Consider the following 23,006-nt stretch of genomic DNA (forward strand, 5'->3'; position numbering starts at 1 on the left):
ATTAAGGCAAGGATTGTTTAATAATTATACATGAGAGCATTTTTAATTGCATTACTATCTGTTTTATTGACTGCCTGCAACCACAGCGGAAAAACTACATCGGCTATTTATAATACAGATGCCAGTAACGTTAATACTGCGAAAGCGGCCAAAATGGTGTTTGAACAATCATCCTACAACTTTGGAGAGATTGTGCAGGGACAGCAAATCAGTCATAAATATAAATTTACAAATACCGGGTTATCGCCACTGGTTATTAAAAGTGTTATAGCCAGTTGTGGTTGCACCTTGCCCCAATACCCGCACAAACCAATACCTGCCGGTGAAAGTGAAGTGATAAATGTAGTATTCAATGCGGCAAGTTATACACCGGGCAAAGTGGCACAGTCAATTTTGATCCTTGCTAATACAATTCCAATTGATGTATCGCTAATTATAACCGGAGAGGTAAAGGAGGCAACAAAAACATACTAATAATGGAAGATAATATTCAAATTAATTATATACACACTAATAAACAACCTTATGAAAATGAAAAATCAAACAAACGGCAAAAAACGTGTTATAGTTACTGCTATAGGGATAGCAGCATTTATATTCACAATTGCTTTGGGCATTTACTCGTGTACAAAGCAAAAATCTGCATCGCCATCGGGCAGTGATGCCAAAAACCCTAATTTAAAAGTTTTAACAGCGCAGTCTGCACCCGGTGGTAAAATTAATTTTTCGGTTGTACTTGGAAACCTTGATGTTACAGGACCTACGGATGTGAGGTTAGAGAACATGGTATTCAATCCTACCGCCGGCACTGTTGCCGCTACTATTTGGGAATGGAATAGTGACGACGAAAAGGGGAAAACTTTGTATAGTAATCATACTTGCAGCATGGATGGTTCCACTCAAACGGGTGTTGTTTATGCCCCTACCGGCTGGCTGGTGCCAGCAGGAGGATATTATGGCAGGACGGGTGTATACACCTATGTATCAGGCGTTTTGACTATAAATTGGGATGCGCCGTGGGCCGGTGTACATGAAAGCTGGAATGTATCTAACCCAGATGGAGCATCGGCAATGATGACTTTTGCTTCATCAAACTATGGCATTACACACGGCCGCGGGTTTGGTAGTAACAGGCCTTTTACAGGTACAGGAAACTTTAAAACAATAGGCACTATTCCACGCATTGCCTACACCGGCTCTATGGTAGCGGCAATTAAAGACAAAAATGGAGTACTTAGTACCATACCTACAACCGGCATAGGATGGAAAACAGATGGGTTAGATTTATCCAGCTTCACCAGTTCATCAAACGGTAATACCCTGCATGCCGACTTGACTACATCTAACTGTAACCCCGAAAATGGTTGTACTGCTGGTAATACACATACAGGCATTGTTTACCATTTAGCCAGTGATAATACTTCAAGAGCAATGGTATATAATCATTTTTGTGCCTGCTTACCTACTGAAACAGCGTTCCCCGCGTATACTGGTAATCTCCACCCTTATGCCATGATGCAAATTATTGATGATAACGGAAATATGAGAGGTATGGTAGGGATAGAAGAGCAGGACCAGGCAGGAAGCATAGGTTACCAGTATCAGCTTAAAGCATATTTCCAATAGTACTTTAACCAGTCGTTCTTTATAGTTATTATTCAGCCCTCCAGGGTAAAAGCACTGGAGGGCATTTTTGTTATAATGCTATCTTTACTTGTCCCACGCCGCATGCAATGGGATTTTGAATACTGCGCCTTCATCAAAATCGTACAAATACTTATTGCCTTTTTGCCCGCGTACAAAGCAAATGGGGCCGCAATATATTTTAGTAAGATTGCCGTCGCGCGCTGCGCTGCGGATAGTATAAGCTGCATCCCGGTCATATTCCGTATCAACTATAATTTGCTGCCCGTTTAAAGTGCCGTCTACCGGTAATTTAGCATCCACCCAAATCCATCCACCGCCCGATGTTTCCTTATTCATTTTTATGATCTTTCCAGTAATTTCTTTTTTCTGGTGCAGGTGCATTTTCCCATAATTAAGTGAAGTGCCGTCAACTAAAACGCCTCTTTGCGGTTTACCGTTAAGGGTATTGATATAGCCAACAGTTCCGGTCATATTCATGCCGTTTTTTAAACGTGTTATTTTTTGTGAGGAAGAATTGTACAACACATAATCCATGCTTCCGTCTGTTTTCTCTACCTGTATACTTATGTCGCTGCCCTTGCCATCATCCAGACGTTTTACCGATTTAATAAAGGGACTGTGTTCATAAGGCTCAATTACCGAAACAAATGTGCTGTTCAATTCATTGCCGCTACGGTGCATTAGTACAAAGCCAAGGTTTTCAGGGTTGCCTGCCTTATTTTGCGGCGGGTCACCATCAGCCAAAGCTACATCGTTGCATTGGTTTAATGCATACATACGCAGATGCACATCATCCTGCGCGGTTAAACCACGATAACCTGCATTGGCTTTCCAGTCTAAAATAAACTGCGCCGGGGGATGCGGATCTCTTTTGACATTATATAAATATGAGTACCCTATCGGGAAGTCGGTTTTAGCAAGCGCACCTTTAGGAATATTTTCACCGGCGTAAGTCCCCGATGGCTGAACTATTAAGTTTAGTCCGGTAGTTGCTACTGCTCCCGGCGGCCCATGTAAGCTGTAAACATGATCCTTACCCCCTTCTACGTGAAAAATATCTACCACATACGCATTTTTATCATTATTGCCGCCAATTAACAGCATGGTACGCCGGTATTCTTTTATTTCAGGATATGCCTTTTTGCCATCTATTTCAAATACCCCAAACCCTTTTAATTGTTTAAAGAGTTGCGTATGCCCGCTCCAGATTTCTTTTTGAGGATGCTTATCTACAAAAACTGTGTTATGCGATAATGTACTACCGCTCCATTCGGTGTTGTTAGGCCAATCTGTAGCAAATTCAGGGTATCCAAAATCGGGCGTAAGCCAGTGCCCGAATGCGAAAATATCAAAGTTTAACATATCGGGGTGTGCATGCTTTATGGTGCGGCCGTAATTATTGGCCAAAGCAATGCCCGATGCCCCATTGCTATCCTCGAGCAGGGCAAGGCCGAACCCGCTCATCAAGTAACCACCTATGGGCCGCGGGCCGGCCTTGCCGGCAATTTGTTTTATTATACGGCTTAACGAATCAGGGTCTTTTGAAAAAATATCGCGCCCAAGCCCAGCTGCCGAATTTTTATTGGCTCTGTAAGCAGCTATCGCAATATCAGGATCGTTAGTATAACGAAACCCCTTGGCCATAAATTGAACATTCACTTCATGCATACTAACAAGGCCTGTGGCGCCGCTATCGCCAATATTTGGTATGGCAATACCCAGGGCTGCCCAGCGGTAAGCCAGGGTAAATGTGGCGCTTAATTGCGGAAACTCTTTAAAAAAATTGTGCTTGGTATATGCAGGGTAATCATCAAGCAGAGAGGCAATGTTAGTGATCTCGATGCCTAAAAATACCGAATAATTCGGCGCACCTTCATTAGTACTGCCATCGTGGTCAAACTGGTTAATAATTGTTTTTGGGATAGCGCCTCCGGTTGGTGAAAATATCCAATCCAGCCATTGCGTTGTTTCGGGGTTAGTATTTAAAGCTACTGCACATTTGGCCGCGGTTAATTGCTGCATCCCTTCATTCCCGAATATCTGCCCGGAAACTACCGCCTTGAATGCACAACGTAATATATTATCATCTATATTTTTAACAAACAGGTCTCTATTGCCCTTGGTTGTGGGTAATACATAGGTTTCCGATTTTTTCTTCAGGAAAGCATACAATGCGTCATCGTTTACCGTACCGCTAATGATTTTATCATAGTCGTCGGCAAAACGCTGAGCGGTCCCGTTTTCCCATATAGAGCCTTGTATCTTCCCTTTGCCGGTGCCTTTATCCGAGTGGAACCAGCCGCGGTCGGCGTAGGGCTTCCAATCCATTGTAGGATATACATCAGCGATCCTATCAAGTAATATAGCTGCTTTATGGGCGTATTGCTGATCGCCCGTATATAAAAAAGCATCGGCTAAATACGATAACCCATTGCGTATGTTATCCCAGTATTTCCAGGTATAATAGCCAATGTACCTATACGATCGCCCGTTTTTATCAATGTAGCCATATCCATCATCTACACCATATTTATACAATGGATCTTTAGGATCGGGGTGGGTGGTGTTATATAGCAATTTCTTGTCTGCCTTAGCCGGATCGAACACGCCGGCTTTATTTATACCGCTTTGGTAGTACTTACCAAAATCGTTGGTGGGGAATATTGCCCCGCATGCCGGACAGGAAAGTTTCCACGGTTTGTTAATAAAATCAGGTTCGTATGGATAAGTGCCGTATTTAAGGACCTTTTTTCCGCAGTTTAAACAACCAAGAAATTTTGGGCCCGTTGTCAGCCTGTCGAATGTAACGTCGATACAGCGTGGCAGATCCTGACCCGGAACGATAGCCCAAAGTTCGTCATCACTTTTTGCGACCCATGCTTTTGCACGTGCTATAACTGTAGTCCTTTGTTGCTTTGCCCATTCATAAGTATTGCAATTGTTGCGCAGGTTGGCAATGCGTGCTGCAGTATAATACCCACCATATATCCGGGTGGCATAAGCCGGGAGGGTGAGTAAGCCAACCATCAATAACATTATTGCAACACGAAATATAGGCCGGATTACTCTTATTCCCCGTTTTAAACGAACTTTAGTTAACATAATCACTGGTTTGGTTTGATGATATTATATGGATAAAATTTCGATTTTTTATATTATTGTGTACGTACACGTAAAGATATATTTTTATATTTGGTTTTCACAACCTGTTTAATACAAGTAATAGGCATGGGCCATGTTGCATCTTTAAATACAATAAGCTTAATCAAATGAACTTTAATAAAAACCGCAGAGATTTTCTTAAAATGGCAGCTATTTCGGGTGCAGGCTTAGGAGTGGCAAATAGTTTTCCTTCGTTATATGCTGCTATACCTCATAATCACCAGGTACCGGATATGCTCATAAGCGGTATAACACCATATTTTATCCCACGCCGTGCTGCAAGTTGGTGGTGCACCATCGAGGACTTGCAATGGTCGCAGAAAAAGATTGTTGATAAGATAAAACGCCGTGCCGAAAATTTCGCAAAAGCCAAAATTGATACAGCTATTAATTTCGGGTTCCATATCCGTTTTGATTTTTCAAATTACTTTGGTCAGTTACATGGTTATTATGCCAATGTATGCGAGGAATTGCATAAATACGATATCAAGTTTATGGATCATTATTCGTGCAACCATGTGGAACGGCCACGGGGTGAAGCAGAGTTTAAAAAGCTACATAAAGGCCAGCGTCATCATGTGCTGTTGTTTCCTGATCCTATTGCCGCCCAATTTGCACAATACGAAGGGTATTTTTTTAAGGACATTTGTGAAGTTGATTTAATTGATGGCGGCCGCGGATATTCAAAACAATACCAGATGGAAACGTTTTGCCACAACAACCCCAACTTTTTAGATATGCACCGAAAGTACCTGATACGCCTGGCAAAAGAGGTGCCGTTTGATGGGATAGAGGTAGATGATATGTGTACTTATGCCGGGCTAACCACCTGTGGCTGTAAGTATTGCCGCGAACGTTTCAAAAGGGATTATGGAAGTGAAATACCTCCATTTGGACAAAAGGATTTTTGGGGCGATACCACCAAACCTATGGCAAAGTGGGGGAATTACGAAAATCCTGTTTTCAGGGATTGGCTGCGGATGAAGACCGATGGTATAGTTGACCATGTAAAAATGATAAAAGGCGTGATAGGCGATAAACCGCTGATGTCATGCTGTTCAAGCACAGGCCCTATGAGTTTGAACGTTATATCGCTGGACCTGGAAAAAATGGCCGGCAGTCTCGATTTTTTTATGCTGGAAAACGTTGGCTTCAACGTAAAAAGTGTAGACTGGATGGGTATGGACGCGGAGGCTTTGCATCAAAAAGATATTGCCCAAAAACGCGGAAACGCACCGGCTATGGCCTTAAGCTATACTATATATGAAAAAGGCGGTTATCTGGGCTGGTGCTTAAGTCGTTTTTGGGGGGTGGGCAACTGGAGCAGCACGCTTAACCAAAGACTTGAAGAAGACCCGGCTGATGCGATGGAGCAGGAGGATGTGATAAGTCCGTCGAACCTATGGGAAGTACACAACAGCGACCTGAACATTATTGGCGCCAAAGACCTGGTAGAAGCCAGGTTGGTAAGCAACCGGTATTGCAGGGATAATGGCTGGCATACTAAAGACGGGGCAGAGCATTGGGATAAAGTGAAGGCATGGTCGGTACAGTTGCTTAAAAATAATGTGGGGTACAGGTTTGTACGCTCAGAAGAATTAGGTAATGGAGATGCTTTGACTAAAGAAACAACGCCACTGATTATTGATAGTGTAGGCTGCGTATCCGACCGGCAATTTAAAGCAATTAAGGGTTATTTGGCTAAGGGTGGCACTGCCTGGCTTACATTACCATTTGGCACGCATAATGAAAAAGGGTTTAAGAGGGATATACCGTTATCGGCAACGCTTTTAAAAGAAAAATACAAACATTTAATGGTGCTGGATGGCGCCCAATCACTGCCACAATTAATTTCATCGGGTAAATTTAAGCCTGTATTGAAACAGGTGAAAGGCGATAACCGCTGGGTTGCCCGGATAAGGATTTATAACGATGGGCCGGCGATACATTTAATGAATACCGCGCTTACGCCCATAGCGCATCCTGTTCTTAAAGACAACTCGGGTACGGCGGTACTGAAAGATATTGCTTCAAAAATTACAGATAATGAATTGACTTTTGAGGTAGATACTACAAGGATAAGTTTACCCAAATTATCGGTTATGAGTCCGGAACTTGGGCAGGCGCAAAGGCGGGTTCATATGGCCGGACATCAAAACAGCTATGACACGGTAACAATTGATCTGGCCGATGTAAAACTGTATGCAGTGGCACAAAAAACTAAATAGGTGTATGATTAGCCTGTATATCAATAAATCTATCGGGTAAGATTAAAATAAAGCTACAACTCATTATCAATATGGAAGCTGCCCAACAGGCTATACGCATAAATGAATTAAACCCATTAGCAGGAGATAAGGAATCAATCATTGCCCAGGCATTTAATTCAGGTTTTACTAAGGCCCATGATACCTACAATGCCATATCAACAGCATCGGATGGAAACATTTATTATGTTTTATCATCTGATAAAATAGACGTCGGTGGTAAAGTATACTGCTACCACACGGCCTCTGGAGAGATAGAATATCTGGGAGACCTTACTGAAATTTGCGGTGAAGGGCAAATGAACGCCATATCGCAGGGGAAAAGCCATGTTAGGTTTTATGAGATGAATGGCAAGCTGTTTTTTTCGACCCATGTAGGGTATTATGAGCTTATTGATGGTATGGAACGCATGCCGGTAACCGCGCGGGAAGGTTTCCGGTTATACCTGGGTGGACATATTGTCTCGTTCGATCTAAAAACAAGGACATTTGAGGATTTAGCTATTGCCCCTTATGGGGAAGGTTTTGTATCCATGAATATGGATGTAAAGCGCGGACAGATTTACGGTATCTCCTGGCCGCGGGGCTATTTTTTACACTATGATGTTGACCGGCGAGTATTAAAAAATCTGGGTAAAACATCCTGCGAAGGTGAAGCCGGGATGCCGGGTACGGATTTCAGGTCGCTTTGCCGCTCTTTATTTGTCGATCCAAGGGATGGCACCTGTTATTTTTCAACTGCTGATGGGAATATATATGCCTACAACCCGGTTGCCGGAAATATAGGTTTAGTAAACGATGTTGATTTGAAGCTGGACTATTTTGGTAAATACGACTATTCCAGGCCGGGCAGTATGGGCTACAATTGGCGGAAAATATTTTGGTATGAAAAAGACCAGGTTGCCTATGGCGTACATGGTAATTCGGGCTATTTGTTCCGTTTCGATCCGGATAAAAAGAAAGTAGAAATTGTTGAACGGATTACATCGTTGCCTTCTAAAGCCAGCGGTATGTTCGATCAGTTTAGCTACGGTTATTTAGGCTTTCAGTTAGGCCCGGATAAAGAAACCATATACTATTTAACCGGCGGCCCTATATATACTGATGGTAAAAGGGTAAAAGAAACGGACGAGATTGCGAAAGGCGCTGCCAGGGGACTGGAGAACTTGCATCTGATTACTTATCACATCCCATCAGCTAAATACCAGGATCATGGCCCGATATTTTATGGAGACGGGCAGCGGCCGGTATATGTTAATTCCATAGCGGTAGGTTACGATGGTTATATTTACACCCTCGCGCGCGTTACAGCCGAAGATGATAATACCCGCACCGATCTCATCCGCTTTAAGAACCCAATATTGTAAATATACTATTGGTAATTATTACAGTTAATATCCTTATTCAAATAATATCTTGTTAAAGAAATTATCAAATAAATTTGGAAGTAAAATTAATAATAAATACTTTCGGGTACGTTAACGGTGATATTTTACCGTTTATTCGGCCAGCCAATTATATGAGGAAAATTTACTTACTGCTTCCTTTTTTTATATGCATGCAAAGTATACTATATGCTGCGGGATTTAAAATTGGCCTGGCTAAAACTAACATTACGCCCGATGTGCCTGTATGGATGACCGGCTTTGCTGCCCGTACAACACCGGCAACGGGTATACTCCATCCATTGTGGGCAAAAGCCATGGTAATTGAGGATGCATCAGGCCACCGGATGATCATTGTGAGCACCGATTTATTAGGCCTGCCTCATCAGGTTAGCGAAAAGGTAGCGAATACCCTCTATGAAAAAATAGGGATCCAGCGCAAAGAGATCATGTTCAATTCATCGCATACACACTCGGGGCCAATGGTGTGGCCTGGCTTAAGCATGATAGCTGACTACAGCGTGGAAGATCAGCGTAAGGTTTCGCTTTACCAGCGCACCCTCACCGATAAACTGGTGGAAGTGGTTTTAGAAGCGATTAAAAACGTTGGGCCCATGCAGCTTTCCGTTGGACATGGCCAGGCAAATTTTGCCTTCAACAGACGTGTAATTACTAAAACAGGTGTTGCAAGCGGTGTAAACAAGGAAGGCGTTACCGATCATGATGTGCCGGTTATTAAGGTTACCGCACCCGATGGTACTGTAAAGGGGATATTGTTTGGGTACGCTTGCCATAATACTACTATTCAGGGCGATAACACTTTGCTGAATGGCGATTATGCCGGTTTTGCACAAATTAACCTGGAGAAAAGATACCCCGATGCTATCGCGATGTTTATTCTTGGTTGTGCAGGTGATCAGAATCCGGCGCCGCGCGGTACAATTGCGTTAGCGCAGCAGCATGGCGATAGTTTGGCCAAAGCAGTGGCCACAGTGGTGAACGGAAAAATGAGGCCCATAGCTCCTTATATTCAAAGTTCATGGTTAACCACACAATTGGAGTTTCAGCCCCGTAGTGTTGATGACTATGAAAAGGATATCGAAACAGGCAGTGTATATGTTCAGCGGCGGGCGAAGCTGGTATTGGAAGCTTATAACAGGGGGTGGGATACAAAGCACTACACCTACCCAATACAAGCTATTAATTTTGGTAACAGTTTCTATATGATTGCTTTAGCTGGTGAAACAGTGGTTGATTACTCCCTGAAAATTAAGGAACAATTTAAAGGGAAAGACCTTTTTGTAGCAGGATACAGTAATGAAGTAATGTGCTATATCCCGTCAGAAAGGATACTGAAAGAGGGCGGTTACGAGGCAAATGATAACCTGATCTATTACGGCATGATGGGCCCTTTTAAAACGGGTATCGAGCGTAAAATTATGAATGGAACAATACAGGCTTTAAAAGCCGTTGGTGTTAGTCCGGCAGCATATAAAATCAAGCAATCGAATAATTTTAGATAATAATAAATAATTATAGATAATTATGTCATCACATTTATACAATCGGAGAAAGTTTATACAAACAGGGGCATTGGCTACCATGGGCGCCGGTCTGTCGATGAATGTTTTTGGAAAACAGCTGACCAGTTTATATGATACTTCGGCGGCCCCCGGTACTTCGGGCTACCTGGAAAGCGGTAGGGTAGGGATCATCGGGTTGGATACATCGCATGTGGTGGCGTTTGCAAAATCATTGAATGCACCCAACGTCAGGCCCGAACTTGCCGGCTTTAAAGTGGTGGCGGCTTTCCCCGAAGGCACTAAAGATATTGCCTACGGCCTAAGCAGAAAACCCCAGTTTATAGCCGAAATAAAAGGCATGGGGATTGAACTGGTGGATTCCATTGACGATCTTTTGAAGAAGGTAGATGTGGTGCTGTTGGAAAGCAACGACGGCCGTGTGCATTTAAAACAACTAATACCTGTTTTAAAGGCCGGTAAAAGAGTGTTTGTTGATAAACCCATATCAAACTCGCTGGAAGGCGGTATTGAGATATTTAAAGCGGCGAAGAAATATAATATCCCGGTTTTTTCGTCATCATCATTACGGTTTGCACCGCAAGTGCAGGCTTTGGCCAATGGCAAACTGGGTAAAGTATTAGGCGCCGATACCTATAGCCCGGCACACCTGGAAAAAACACACCCCGATCTTTTTTGGTACGGCATTCACGGGGTTGAGATATTGTATACGCTAATGGGTGCGGGCTGTAAAAGCGTAACCCGCACATCGGTTGCGGATACTGAGGTTGTGGTGGGTACCTGGGCCGATAACCGGGTAGGGGTGTTCCGCGGCCTAAGGTCGGGTAAACCTAATTACGGCGGCACCGCGTTTTGTGAAAATGGTATTGAAAGTATAGCGCCGTATGCCGGATATGAAGACCTGCTGATAGAAATTGTAAAATATTTCCGTACAGGCGAAGTCCCGGTAAAACCTGAAGTGACACTGGAAATGCTTGCCTTTATGGAAGCAGCCGACGTAAGCAAAAAGAATGGAGGCGTACCAACCGACCTCCAGATGATTAATGTTAAACTTTAAGTTTTGTTCTTTATATAATTGTTTAAGGTGAGGGAGGTACCGGGCGGTCCTCCCTCTTTTTTTGCACTTTGTAACGAAGATTGGTTTGTGGCAAACCGACTAAAACCATAACGTCAACTACAAGTATTATATTTTTTATTTACAGATAGTCTTAGCAAAGCAAAAAACTGGATTTTGCAATTTTATCTTGGTTAAAAATTGTAGAATTAAATAATATAATTATCTTCGTGTACGTAAACGATAGCGTTTTTTCAGCTTAAATGATTACTTTTTACAAACCGGGATTATGTTTTCTGAACATTTAATGTAATGTCAAGATCCCCCGGCGTATTAATTACCTGCTGCACGCAATTTAACACAGCGCATACTAAATAACATATATGTCTACAGTACTAAAAGGTTTGCAGGCCGATAGCCTGAATATTAAAATTTTTGAAAGCAATGATGAAATGGGCAAGGCTGGTGCTGCACTGGTGGCCGAACAAATACGTTTATTACTAAAAACACAACCTTTTGTAAATATCATTTTTGCAGCCGCACCTTCTCAAAGCAGGTTTTTGGCAAGTTTAATTACGCACGATATAGCATGGTCTAAAATTAACGCGTTCCACATGGACGAATATATTGGCCTGCCCGCTGATGCGCCGGAATCGTTCGGCGCTTTTTTGAAAAACAGCTTGTTTGGCAAGGTTCCCTTCCATACGGTAAATTACCTGAACGGAAACGCGGACGATAAGGAGCAGGAATGTTTAAGATATACACAATTACTTGAAGCCAACCCAACCGATATAGTATGTATGGGTATTGGCGAGAACGGACACCTGGCATTCAATGATCCGCCCGTTGCCGATTTTAATGACCCCATGAAAGTAAAAGTTGTAGCGCTGGATGATGCGTGCCGCCAGCAACAGGTGAATGACGATTGTTTTGCAGATTTTGCCGATGTGCCTGAAAACGCACTTACACTAACCATACCTGCTTTAATGAGCGCCAAATATATTTATTGTTTTGTGCCGGGCGAACGAAAGGCTGAAGCGGTTAGCAATACCTTGAAACAGCAAATAATAGAAAAATATCCGTCAACCATATTAAGGGAACATCCAAATGCCATACTGTTTCTAGACAAATTAAGCAGCGCGATGATTTAAAAAACTGTGGCGATGATATCACAATTTAACAACATTGTAAAATGGAAAAATTTAAAAACTGGATCAGGACGTTAGGTCCCGGAATTATTACCGCGGCACTGGTTTTTGGCCCCAGTAAAATGACCATCGCCACTAAGCTTGGCGCGGCCTATGGGTTTGATATGTTGTGGTTGATTGTGGTCGCCATTTTTTTCATGGTTGTTTTTACGGCCATGGCCGCCCGTATTGGCACGGCAAAGCAGGAATCGCTGTTAAGCCTTATCAGCCAGAAATGGGGAAAAGTACCTGGCTTTTTGGTTGGGTTCGGCATTTTTTTAGTCACTGCTTGTTTCCAGGCGGGTAATTCAATCGGTATCGGCATAGCGCTTGGCGAACTAACCCACACGCCAACTACTCCATGGATCGTATTGTTTACCATCATTGGTATCAGCCTGTTGTTCTTCCAAAGTTTTTATAAGGTGCTTGAAAAGGTAATGATATCGCTTGTCACCCTTATGCTGGTGGCCTTTTTAACCACCATGTTTATTTTACAGCCCCATCCGGTTGCTATTGCCAAAGGGTTTATCCCTTCAGTACCAGCCGGTTCAAGCAAGCTCATTATTGCGTTTGTGGCCTCAACATTTTCTATAGTAGCCGCTTTTTACCAGGCTTATCTTATTCAATACAGGCTTAAGGCGGGCAAGGTAAAAAGTGGTTCAGGCTCGGGCAGTTTTACCGGGATATTAATATTGGGTATTATGGCTGCCATTATTGTTATCTGTGCTGCATCGGTACTGCATCCTATGGGTATTGCGGTTAAAAGCGCTTCGGATATGGCCAAATCTTTAGAACCATTATTTGGGAGGCATGCAGCCATACTGTTTTTAATGGGCTTGTTTGGCGGATCGTTTTCGGCCTTGTTGGGTAATGCTACAGTAGGTGGTACCCTGTTTGCCGATGCGCTTGGTTACGGTAAAGATCTGAATTCAAAATATGTTAAACTACTAATAGCTACGGTTATGGTAATTGGCTGTTTGGTGGCGGTTATATTTGGTAGCCTTCCGCTTGAACTGATCGTATTTACCCAAAGTGTAACCATATTCCTGGTGCCATTTATTGGCATAGCCATGTATTTAATTGCTAATGATAGCCAAATAATGGGGCCGCTGGTAAATAAAACCTGGCAAAAGGTATCCGGCGCTTTAGGTATCTTAATTATTGTAGCGCTGGCTATCACCAATATTTTTGAATTGATTTAAAAAGACCATTATATTAATTACAACCGTATGATGAATGTTTCATTGGAAGCCCTTGAACAGGAAATGCTTAAGCCTTCAGCAGCCTTAGTTAACGATATTGCCCAACTTGATGGCGATATTATTGTTTTAGGCGCCGGCGGTAAAATGGGGCCCGACCTTATTAAACTTGCCTTAAACGCTATAAACGCCGCGGGGGTAAAAAAGAAAGTAATAGGGGTATCCCGTTTTTCGGATACTGAACTGCTGAAGGAACTGACGGATGCAGGCATGGAAGCTATTTCGGGCGATCTGCTGGATGAGCGCTTCCTGGAAAGCCTGCCTGAGGTGCCTAATGTAATGTATATGGCCGGTACCAAATTCGGGACTACCGGGAATGAATCGTACACCTGGGCTATGAATGCATATTTACCCGGGCGCGTAGCGCAGAAATTCAGGCATTCGCGTATTGTTGCTTTTTCTACGGGGAATATCTATCCTTATTCACCCATCAGCTCGGGCGGTTGTTCTGAAGAGCAACTACCGGCACCAGTTGGGGAGTACGGCCAATCGTGCCTGGGGCGCGAACGCATGTTCGAGCATTTTTCTAAGCAGTATCAAACACCTGTACTTATTTATCGACTTAATTACGCTATCGATTTTAAATATGGCGTACTGCTGGAAATAGCCAAATCTGTTTTAGAAGAACGGCCTATTGACCTGGCCACGGCCAATGTAAACGTGATATGGCAGGGCGATGCTAACGAGGTTGCATTGCGCGCCTTCCAGCATTGCAGTTCTCCGCCAAAACTGCTTAACGTTACCGGGCCCGAAACCCTGTCGGTTGAATGGGTAGCTAAGGAATTTGGCCATCTGTTTAACAAAAAGCCAACATTTGTAAACCAGCCCCAGCACACAGCATTACTTAGCAATGCTGCGGAATGCAGCCGGTTATTCGGGTATCCAAAAACATCGGTAAAGCAAATGATAGCATTACTTGCCCACTGGTTGCTTAATGGCGGCAAAGTAAATAAAAAGCCGACACACTTTCAGGAAAGGGAGGGTAAATACTAATGAAGACTTTAAACCCTAAATTAAAGCAATTATTGATGGATGGGGCGGTAATACCGGCCCATCCGTTAGTGCTGAACAGTCACCGCCAGTTAGATGAGTTCCGTCAGCGCAGGTTGACGCGGTATTACATGGCAAGCGGCGCGGGTGGCGTTGCCGTAGCTGTGCATACCACGCAGTTTGAGATTCGCGACCCGCAATACAATCTTTTTGAAAAAGTGCTAAGCCTTGCGGCCGATGAAATTAACCGGGCAAATTTGGACAGGCCTTTTATAAAGGTAGCCGGCATTTGCGGCTCAACGCAGCAAGCTGTTAAAGAAGCTGAAATTGCAGTAAAGTATGGTTATGATATTGGGTTATTAAGCCTTAGCGCGTTTAAAAACCATACAGAAGATGCTATTATTGAACATGTGAGAACTGTAGCTGAGATCATCCCGGTTTTTGGCTTTTATTTACAGCCAGCCGTTGGCGGCAGGTTATTAAGCTACGAGTTTTGGAAGGCATTTGCTGAGGTGCCAAATGTACAGGCTATTAAAATAGCCGCCTTTAACCGCTATCAGACCATAGACGTGGTGCGGGCGGTATGCACTTCGGGCCGCAGCCAGGATATTGCCCTGTATACAGGCAACGATGATAATATTATCCCCGATCTTTTAACTACTTATACTTTTAAAGTTGGCGATAAAACCGTATCGCGACATTTTAATGGCGGTCTATTAGGCCATTGGGCATTCTGGACGCATAGAGCTGTGGAATTATTAGCAAAAATTAAAGAACACCGGAAAGCGGGCAGCAATTTACAGGCACTGTTAACCGATGGCATTGCCGTTACCGATGTGAATGCCGCCGCATTTGACCCTCAGCATCAATTTACAGGCTGTATAAGCGGTATCCATGAGATTTTAAGACGACAGGGCTTATTAGAGGGCATATGGTGTTTAAGCGACCACGAAGCCTTGTCGCCAGGGCAAATGGAAGAGATAGACCGGGTTTACGAAAACTACCCGCACCTTAACGACGACCAGTTTGTTAAAGCGTTTTTACAGGAGGATAAAGGGTGACGGGCCCTATCATAAAACACGGTTAACGGTTTAGCGTTGGCCGATGTTTTCGTGATAGATATCCTCGAAAGGTTTGTTCTTTTGTTTCAGAAACAGGCCGGTAAACCGTTTATCAATAGGGCGCAGCAATTGAATGCACAGGCGCTTGTCCTCATCAGTAAGCTCATTTACCATCATACGCGCTACCTTTAGCACCAGGTCTTTAGCTTTTAGTAGGGTTGCCTCGCCCTTTGTCGTCAGTTTTAACCGTTTTACCCGTTTATCCTGCTCGTCTGCATATTCGCTCACCAGCCCCCGTTTCTTCATCCGGATAAGCATATTACTGCCGCTGGATAATTCCATGATATTGTTGAATATCGCTTCAGATTTTATCGGATTTTTTTGATTATAGATCGTCACCAGGATACCAAACTCCTCCATCTGGTCAAGCCCGGTGCCTTCCAGCGCTTTATTGGAATAAGCGATGTGGAACTTACCGATCCGGCGCAGCAGTATTACCAGCTGCCCGTTTAGATCGGGCCGTAGCTCACTTTCGGGTACACTTTCATTTTCAGGTTTTATGCCCTTTGCCAGTTCATGGCGGCAAAAGTCTTCAATACTTGCATCCGGATGCTGCGCCTCGTATGCGCCCCAGCGTTTTACTAACTCTACTGTTTGATTTATTACCATTTGGTAGCAAAATTATAAAAAAATGACAAAACTTATTTGTTATATACTACCAAATGGTATAATATTGCTTATTGTTTATCACCAAATGGTTTAATTATGTCAATTCCTTATCTTTTTCCTGCATTATTAATGCTGCATTTAACCGGATTAGTTTTTATGGCTGGCACCACACTGGTTGACTATCTGGCTTATTCATCGCTATGGAGATCTTTTAACCAAAACGAACGGCCGCAAGCTTTACTCGAAGTTATGAACAAGTTTCGGGGGCTTATTGGCATTGGCGCGGCCACACTTGTCCTGTCGGGCATCGGTATGATGATCTTAACCAAAGGCGTTTTTGGCGAGCAGCTTTGGTTCCGCATCAAGTTCGGCCTGGTAGTCCTGATTATCCTGAACGGGTTGCTTGTCGGGCGCCGGCAAGGCACCAAACTACGCCGGGCATTGGCCATCGGCGGACTGGTATTTACAGACGAAATACAGCATATTAAAAGCCGTCTGGGCCGTTTTCACCTGCTGCAGTTGCTGTTGTTCCTGCTTATTATTTTTTTAAGTGCTTTTAAATTCAATTAATATGGCTATGAATATATTTATTGCGGGCGCCAATGGCGGCATAGGCCGTCAGGCTGTTGAACAAGCTTTACAGGCCGGTCACATGGTGACCGCGCTGGTACGCGATCCGGCTAAGTTGCCGCTTGTACATCCAAACTTACTTATTGTACAGGGCGATGTGTTACAACCTCAAACTTTCGCGCATCATTTGCAGGGGCAGCAGGTAGTCATTTCGGCCCTGGGTGTCAGCGGGGGAAATCTATTCAGTGATAAGCCAACTATACTATATTCACAAGGGATTGCCAATCTGCTGCAGTCAATGGAACGGCATGGTGTTAAACGTATCTTTTGTATTTCCGCGTCGGCGCTGGATGTTAGTCCGGTAATTCCCTGGTATGTGCGTTTGGTAGCTAAATATATTATTCAAAAGCTGCTTAAGCACATGTATGCCGACCTTAAGCAGATGGAGAATACCGTGAAAAAAAGCGGTACCGGATGGATGATCGTCCGCCCGCCGCAATTAACAGATGGCAAGTTAACCGGGCATTACCGCACGGCTCTTAACCGCTTTTTAAAGGATTGCCTTAAAATATCACGTGCAGATGTTGCGCATTGGATAATAAATAACCTTAACAACGAAGAAGCTGTCCAGGCGACGGTAGAGATCGCTTACTGATAGAATTATGCTGGTTGAAATATTTAAAACCGATGTTGGGCAGGTACGTGTGGCTGCCCATATTGTTCAGCAATTATCTCAGCATTTTCCGGATTACCGGATCAATTTCGACCTGGAGGACTGTGACCGCATCCTGCGGATCGAATCAAGGCACACTATTATCGACAGTAAACAAATTACCAGGCTTATGGCGGGGCTGGGTTATGCCTGCACCCATTTGCTTAAATAACATCTAATACATATGGAACAAATATTTATCGACCGCTTTATAATGCCACAAAGTGCCAAAGGGGAATTTATGGAAAGAATGGCGATCAACCGCAATATGATAAAACATCTCTCGGGTTTTATTAAAGACGAGGCCTATGGCTGCACGGACGAGGCCGGCAATTTTATTTGCATCACCGTGGCTACCTGGGCCAGCGAAGCGGCGCTGAAAAATGCCAAAGCATTAGTGCAGACCGAATACCAGCGGCCGGGCTTCAACCTGCCCGCCATGCTGGAACGTCTTCATATCCGGACGGAACGGGGCCAATACAGCCTGTTAAGTGAACAATAACCGCAACGTACTGTTAAGTCCGCCCATGTAGGCGAGCTGGTCAATGGTATTATCCGCGGAATAATTTACCCTCCTGAACATTCTTATCGTTTATTTAAACAAATGATGCCTTGTCCTTTCCTCCCCGGGAATACATTTGGACAATATTAACTGGAAATACCTTGGTCTTCCATCAAAAAATTAACCCGCGCCCATACCGGGAGCGGGCTAACCTGGCAATTTATTAACCTAATATAACCGATGAGAAAATTTAATCCGCACTATGTCCTGTTGGCTGGCTTGGCCATTGCATTATCCGGCCTGGTTTCCTGCGCGTCGCCTGCGAAAAAAACTGTCGGTGCCGACACCGCCAAAAAAGTAAAATTTTTAACAGAACCGCTGATCAAAAGCATTTATACTGCTGATCCATCTGCGCATGTTTTTAATAACAAGATATACATTTATCCCTCGCATGATATTGATGCCGGGATTGCCGAAAATGATAACGGCGACCATTTTGCAATGCGCGATTATCATATCCTATCCATAGATAGCATTGGAGGTAAAGTTACCGACCACGGGGTTGGATTGGATATTAAAGATATCCCCTGGGCCGGCCGGCAGCTTTGGGCACCCGATGCCGCCTATAAAAATGGCACGTATTACCTGTATTTTCCGGTAAAGGATAAAAAAGATATCTTCCATATTGGGGTGGCTACGTCAAAAGATCCCGCAGGCCCCTTTAAAGCCGAACCACAGCCTATAGCAGGTAGTTATAGCATAGACCCGGCTGTATTTACAGATACCGATGGCACCACATATATGTATTTCGGAGGTATTTGGGGCGGGCAGTTACAACGCTGGGTTAACGGAAAATATGCCAATGAATCAAAAACTGACGGGAAGGACGAAGACGCACCAGCCATTTCGTGCAAGGTGGTTAAACTAAAGCACAACATGAAAGAGTTTGACGGGACAGTAAAAGATGTGGTAATACTGGACAGCCTGGGCAAACCATTGTTAACGAAAGACCATAACCGCCGTTTCTTCGAAGGGTCTTGGATGCATAAGTTCAATAACAAATACTACTTCACTTATTCAACCGGCGATACACATTTGCTGTGCTATGCAATAGGCGATAGTCCTATGGGGCCATTTACCTACAAAGGTGTATTTATGAAACCTGTGCAGGGGTGGACCACTCATCATTCCATTATTGAGGTAAAAGGCAAATGGCATATTTTTTATCACGATACCGAGTTATCAGGTAAAACCCATTTACGCAATATTAAGGTTACGGAACTGGTTCATAATGCCGATGGCAGTATTAAACTGATAGATCCATTTGTAAAATAACCGGCTGAGTTTTTATAACCGGATGTTTGTGATGAAAAAAGATGTATCTGCTTAAAATGAACGAAATAATGTGGTTTGTGAAGGAAATTGAACATTCCTGACATCTTTTTGATGAAAATTCGCATCGCTAATTCATCAAACAACAGAACTTTACCTTGCTAAGTAATTAAAAAACCAATTTAATAAAACTGGCTAACAACCAATTATAATTCATCCAACATTTATTGCCCTACTAATTGATCAATAAGGCAGCAATTTGTTTAGTTATGCAATCGATTGCTTTTTGAAGTAGCATCATATAAATAGTGTAACTACAGGTAAACGCGATCATTAATACGATATAAGATAAACCATAAATAAATACCAATTATAAACTGAGAAACATATGATAAAAATTCAAACCTAAAAGATCATTATTTATAATACTGATGTAAAAAGCCCTTCCGAGTAAGACTTGCCGGGGAAATCAAACTATTATTATTTAATTGAACATTAATATGCAAAAACTTCAACTTATTAATTTATGGAAATTTTTCCTGGTCACTGTATCAGTGAATTTAATTTCCCTAACCCTTTTTGCCCAAACCGTTACCCTGCATGGTAAAGTGGTAGATGAAAAGGGCGAACCCCTTATAGGCGCCACTGTAAAAATAGCAGGTACAACAACCGCTGCTACAGCTAATATCAGGGGCGAATTTGCGCTTACCGTACCGGCAAGCACCAGTAAAGTAACCGTTTCTTTTATTGGCTACACCGATTTTGTAAAAACACTAACCAAAGGCGTAACCAACTTGGGAACCATAACGCTTGTTAGCAGCACCAGCAACCTGAACGAGGTAGTGGTAGTTGGCTACGGTACATTAAAACGCGAAGATGTAACCGGAACAGTAGCTACAGTTGATGCGAAGGTTTTAAAAGAGATCCCCGCATCAAATGTGTTCGATCAGTTAAAAGGCCGTGTGGCTGGCCTTGATGTTGTTACCGGTACCAATGGGCCTGTTATTACAATAAGGGGCAACCGCAGCATAGGCGCGGCCCCGGGGGTAGATGGCCCGCTGATTGTTTTGGATGGGCAGCCATTTTATAATTCAATTGAAAATATCGACCCTAACAATATTAAAAGTGTCGATGTGTTAAAAGGCGCTTCGGCAACGGCTATATACGGTTCGCGTGCATCGGGCGGTGTAATATTAATAACCACCAACCGTGGCCGTGTAGGGCAAACCATCACATCGTACGATAGTTACTACGCCGTTAATAAAATAGAAGGCGACTTAAAAATGCTTAATGGTACACAGTTTGCCCAGTTAATAACCGATGCTACACAGGGAGCGCTGCTGCAAAACAATCAGACGGTTAATAATTATTTCTTGACTACGATTGAAAAGCAGGCACTTGCCGAAGGTGTTAGCAGCGATTACCCGGCTTTATTATTGCAAAACGCTTTCACCTGGGATCAAAACCTAAGGGTTACCGGTGGCACCGAGCGCACACAATTTAACGTAGGTGCAGGCTTCCGTACCAACAACACGGTTGAGCGCAATAATAATTATACCAGGCGCATGGCCTTAAACGTAGCCCTGGATCATAAAATAAATAATTATATAAAGTTTGGGCTGAGTACACAAACCACATTACGATTGATCAATTCGGGCGGTGCAGGGCAGTTGCAGCAAGCGCGCTATATTAGCCCTTTAACTTATCCTTATGCCCCGGATGGTTCTATAAACCCAACGCCCCAGTCAGATCAGATCGACGGTACTTTTGTAAACCCATTGTTGCCAGGCAGTAAGCCAGACCAGTATTATAATTACACCCGCGGGTTTGTAAGCAATAATATTTTATACGGCGAGATAACCCCGGTTAACCACTTAAAATACCGTTATACAGTGAATTATAATTACTCGCAATCATTACAGGGAACTTACAACGGTATAAACGGCGCCGATCTTACCACTATAGCAAAAACCAACGCAAGTACTACAAATAATTACTCTTATCGCCTTAACCAGGAGCATTTGTTAACATATGATAACGTTTTTGCACGGAAGCACAGCGTAAACTTTGTGGCTGGTTTTACTAATGAACTGGCGCATACTGAAAATTCAAATATCAGTGCTACCGGTATCCCCGAGGATGCCAATAAGAATTCTAACCTTGGCCTGGCGCAAACTGTCAGCAATGTGGGCGGATCATTTAGCGAGCAGGGACTGGTATCGTACGTAGGCCGTTTAAATTACGCGTTCGATCATAAATATGACCTTACAGCTACTATTCGGTCAGATGCTAATTCAGCACTTGCAGAAGGGCACCAGCGTACCACTTACCCTTCGGTAGGTTTAGGTTGGGTGATCAGCAATGAACGCTTTATGAAAAAGTACGATTTTATTGATAACCTGAAACTGCGCGGTGGCTATGGCGAAACATCAACCATAACTACTATTTCTCCTTATACTACTTTAGGGCAGTTAAATGCGGTTAAATATCAGTTTGGCAGTGTATCTGCCGGCGATGCGCAGGGGGTATTGGTAAGTACGCTGGTTAACCCAACGTTAACCTGGCAACGGTCGGCAGAATATAACCTGGCCTTAGATTTTGCAGTGTTCAGAAGCAGGCTTACCGGTTCGGTAGAAGTTTATAAAACCCGTACTACAGGGTTAATATTACCGAACATTTTACCGGTAACTACTGGCGCACGTTCTCAAATTACTAACCTGGGAACCTCTGAAGACCGGGGTTTGGAAATTAGTTTAAGCAGCATTAACCTGCAAAATGCGAGAGGTATTAACTGGTCAACCGATTTTAATATCGCATTTAGCCGGGAAAAAGTAGTTTATCTGCCAAATGGCGGGCTCAGTAATATAAACTCAGGCGAATTTGTAGGCCAGCCACTTAACGTGATATACGATGTAAAAAAATTAGGTATCTGGCAAACATCTGAAGCCACGCAAGCGGCTGTATACGGCCAAAAACCAGGTTCTATAAAAGTAGAGGATTTTAACAATGACGGAAAGATCAACTCGGATGACGATCAGATCATCGGTCATTTTAACCCAAATTACAGCTTTGGCTTATCAAACCGCGTAAGCTATAAGAATTTCGACCTAAGCCTTGTGATACAGGGACGTATGGGCTTTACCACTGTAGTTCCTTATGTGTCATCATCTAATTCATCTACCAATGGCTGGCAGTACCTTAATCAGGGCCGCCATAACCAGCCGGTGTTAGATTACTGGACACCTACTAATCCCACCAATGCTTTTCCTGAGCCAAACTCATATGCACCAGTGCCCTATTATTCCACTTTGCAGTATTATGATGGCTCGTTTATCAGGGCTAAAAGCATTAACCTTGGGTACAATTTGCCCGGAAACCTGTTGAAAAAGATAGGGATGAGTTCGCTGAGGATATATGCCAATGTAACAAACCCCTTCTTTATTTATGCACCTATCCGCAAGCAAAGTTTCTCGGTACCCGATGCGGAATCAGGGTATAATTATAACACAAACGGAGGTGCTTCTACTAATCCTGCCGATCCTTCAGCAAGCGGTAATATTGGAGGGACAAATTCCGGCACAGGCGGTACTAACTTCCGTGGGGTTGGCATAAATGCAAGCGAACAAACACGGGATTTCATTATTGGGATTAATGCAAGATTTTAATTA

The 23,006-nt window shown here is 43.4% G+C and carries 18 protein-coding genes; 16 read left to right on the top strand and 2 right to left on the bottom strand.

Annotation, left to right across the window (positions count from 1 at the left end; all coding sequences use genetic code 11):
• Nucleotides 1-30: 30 nt before the first annotated feature.
• Together IRJ18_RS03925 and IRJ18_RS03930 are read left to right on the top strand one after the other, a co-directional pair.
• Nucleotides 31-474, top strand: a complete 444-nt coding sequence (locus IRJ18_RS03925) for a DUF1573 domain-containing protein (RefSeq protein WP_194104901.1) — start codon at nt 31-33, stop codon at nt 472-474.
• A 57-nt stretch (nt 475-531) separates the two neighbouring features.
• Complete coding sequence (locus IRJ18_RS03930; RefSeq protein WP_194104902.1) at nt 532-1,626, top strand: hypothetical protein; 1,095 nt, start codon at nt 532-534, stop codon at nt 1,624-1,626.
• Nucleotides 1,627-1,710: 84 nt separating this feature from the next.
• Here the strand turns inward: IRJ18_RS03930 and IRJ18_RS03935 are convergent, their stop codons facing one another.
• Nucleotides 1,711-4,683: a heparinase II/III domain-containing protein gene (locus tag IRJ18_RS03935; RefSeq protein WP_228072539.1), complete on the bottom strand. Its 2,973-nt coding sequence runs from the start codon at nt 4,681-4,683 to the stop codon at nt 1,711-1,713.
• Between the two features lie 233 nt (nt 4,684-4,916).
• On the opposite strand from IRJ18_RS03935, the gene IRJ18_RS03940 reads away from it, so the two are divergent.
• The 8 genes from IRJ18_RS03940 (at nt 4,917) to IRJ18_RS03975 (ending at nt 15,553) form a co-directional block, all read left to right on the top strand.
• Complete coding sequence (locus tag IRJ18_RS03940) at nt 4,917-7,037, top strand: twin-arginine translocation signal domain-containing protein (RefSeq protein ID WP_194104904.1); 2,121 nt, start codon at nt 4,917-4,919, stop codon at nt 7,035-7,037.
• A 71-nt stretch (nt 7,038-7,108) separates the two neighbouring features.
• A complete protein-coding gene (locus IRJ18_RS03945) occupies nt 7,109-8,443 on the top strand; it encodes a hypothetical protein (RefSeq protein WP_194104905.1) in 1,335 nt (444 codons plus the stop codon).
• A gap of 191 nt (nt 8,444-8,634) precedes the next feature.
• The gene (locus tag IRJ18_RS03950; RefSeq protein ID WP_194104906.1) at nt 8,635-9,984 is read left to right on the top strand and encodes a neutral/alkaline non-lysosomal ceramidase N-terminal domain-containing protein; all 1,350 of its coding nucleotides are present in this window, start codon (nt 8,635-8,637) and stop codon (nt 9,982-9,984) included.
• Between the two features lie 22 nt (nt 9,985-10,006).
• Entirely contained in the window at nt 10,007-11,059 is a 1,053-nt protein-coding gene (locus IRJ18_RS03955) for a Gfo/Idh/MocA family protein (RefSeq protein ID WP_194104907.1), read from the top strand.
• Nucleotides 11,060-11,439: 380 nt separating this feature from the next.
• Nucleotides 11,440-12,207, top strand: coding sequence for a glucosamine-6-phosphate deaminase (locus IRJ18_RS03960; RefSeq protein ID WP_194104908.1), 768 nt, complete (start codon nt 11,440-11,442; stop codon nt 12,205-12,207).
• Nucleotides 12,208-12,248: 41 nt separating this feature from the next.
• A complete protein-coding gene (locus IRJ18_RS03965) occupies nt 12,249-13,445 on the top strand; it encodes an Nramp family divalent metal transporter (RefSeq protein WP_194104909.1) in 1,197 nt (398 codons plus the stop codon).
• A gap of 27 nt (nt 13,446-13,472) precedes the next feature.
• The gene (locus IRJ18_RS03970; RefSeq protein WP_228072540.1) at nt 13,473-14,495 is read left to right on the top strand and encodes an NAD-dependent epimerase/dehydratase family protein; all 1,023 of its coding nucleotides are present in this window, start codon (nt 13,473-13,475) and stop codon (nt 14,493-14,495) included.
• The gene (locus IRJ18_RS03975; protein ID WP_194104910.1) at nt 14,495-15,553 is read left to right on the top strand and encodes a dihydrodipicolinate synthase family protein; all 1,059 of its coding nucleotides are present in this window, start codon (nt 14,495-14,497) and stop codon (nt 15,551-15,553) included. The genes IRJ18_RS03970 and IRJ18_RS03975 overlap by 1 nt, the downstream gene beginning before the upstream one ends.
• Nucleotides 15,554-15,583: 30 nt before the next feature.
• Here the strand turns inward: IRJ18_RS03975 and IRJ18_RS03980 are convergent, their stop codons facing one another.
• Nucleotides 15,584-16,222 carry a MarR family winged helix-turn-helix transcriptional regulator gene (locus tag IRJ18_RS03980; protein ID WP_194104911.1) on the bottom strand — a complete coding sequence of 213 codons (639 nt, stop codon included), beginning with the start codon at nt 16,220-16,222 and terminating at the stop codon, nt 15,584-15,586.
• 96 nt (nt 16,223-16,318) lie between these two features.
• Here IRJ18_RS03980 and IRJ18_RS03985 point away from each other — a divergent pair, with 96 nt between their 5' ends.
• From IRJ18_RS03985 to IRJ18_RS04010, 6 genes are all read left to right on the top strand, one after another.
• Nucleotides 16,319-16,792 carry a hypothetical protein gene (locus IRJ18_RS03985; protein ID WP_194104912.1) on the top strand — a complete coding sequence of 158 codons (474 nt, stop codon included), beginning with the start codon at nt 16,319-16,321 and terminating at the stop codon, nt 16,790-16,792.
• A 1-nt stretch (nt 16,793) separates the two neighbouring features.
• Nucleotides 16,794-17,447, top strand: coding sequence for an NAD(P)-dependent oxidoreductase (locus IRJ18_RS03990; RefSeq protein ID WP_194104913.1), 654 nt, complete (start codon nt 16,794-16,796; stop codon nt 17,445-17,447).
• 7 nt (nt 17,448-17,454) lie between these two features.
• Nucleotides 17,455-17,676, top strand: coding sequence for a hypothetical protein (locus tag IRJ18_RS03995; protein ID WP_194104914.1), 222 nt, complete (start codon nt 17,455-17,457; stop codon nt 17,674-17,676).
• Between the two features lie 12 nt (nt 17,677-17,688).
• A complete protein-coding gene (locus IRJ18_RS04000; RefSeq protein ID WP_194104915.1) occupies nt 17,689-18,006 on the top strand; it encodes an antibiotic biosynthesis monooxygenase in 318 nt (105 codons plus the stop codon).
• Nucleotides 18,007-18,246: 240 nt separating this feature from the next.
• A complete protein-coding gene (locus tag IRJ18_RS04005; protein ID WP_194104916.1) occupies nt 18,247-19,341 on the top strand; it encodes a glycoside hydrolase family 43 protein in 1,095 nt (364 codons plus the stop codon).
• Between the two features lie 497 nt (nt 19,342-19,838).
• Nucleotides 19,839-23,003 (top strand): SusC/RagA family TonB-linked outer membrane protein, encoded by a 3,165-nt coding sequence (locus IRJ18_RS04010; RefSeq protein ID WP_194104917.1) that lies wholly within the window; start codon nt 19,839-19,841, stop codon nt 23,001-23,003.
• The last annotated feature ends 3 nt before the right edge of the window (nt 23,004-23,006 follow it).

The sequence above is a fragment of the Mucilaginibacter boryungensis genome, from assembly GCF_015221995.1.
In the GTDB taxonomy this organism is placed as follows: Bacteria; Bacteroidota; Bacteroidia; order Sphingobacteriales; family Sphingobacteriaceae; genus Mucilaginibacter; species Mucilaginibacter boryungensis.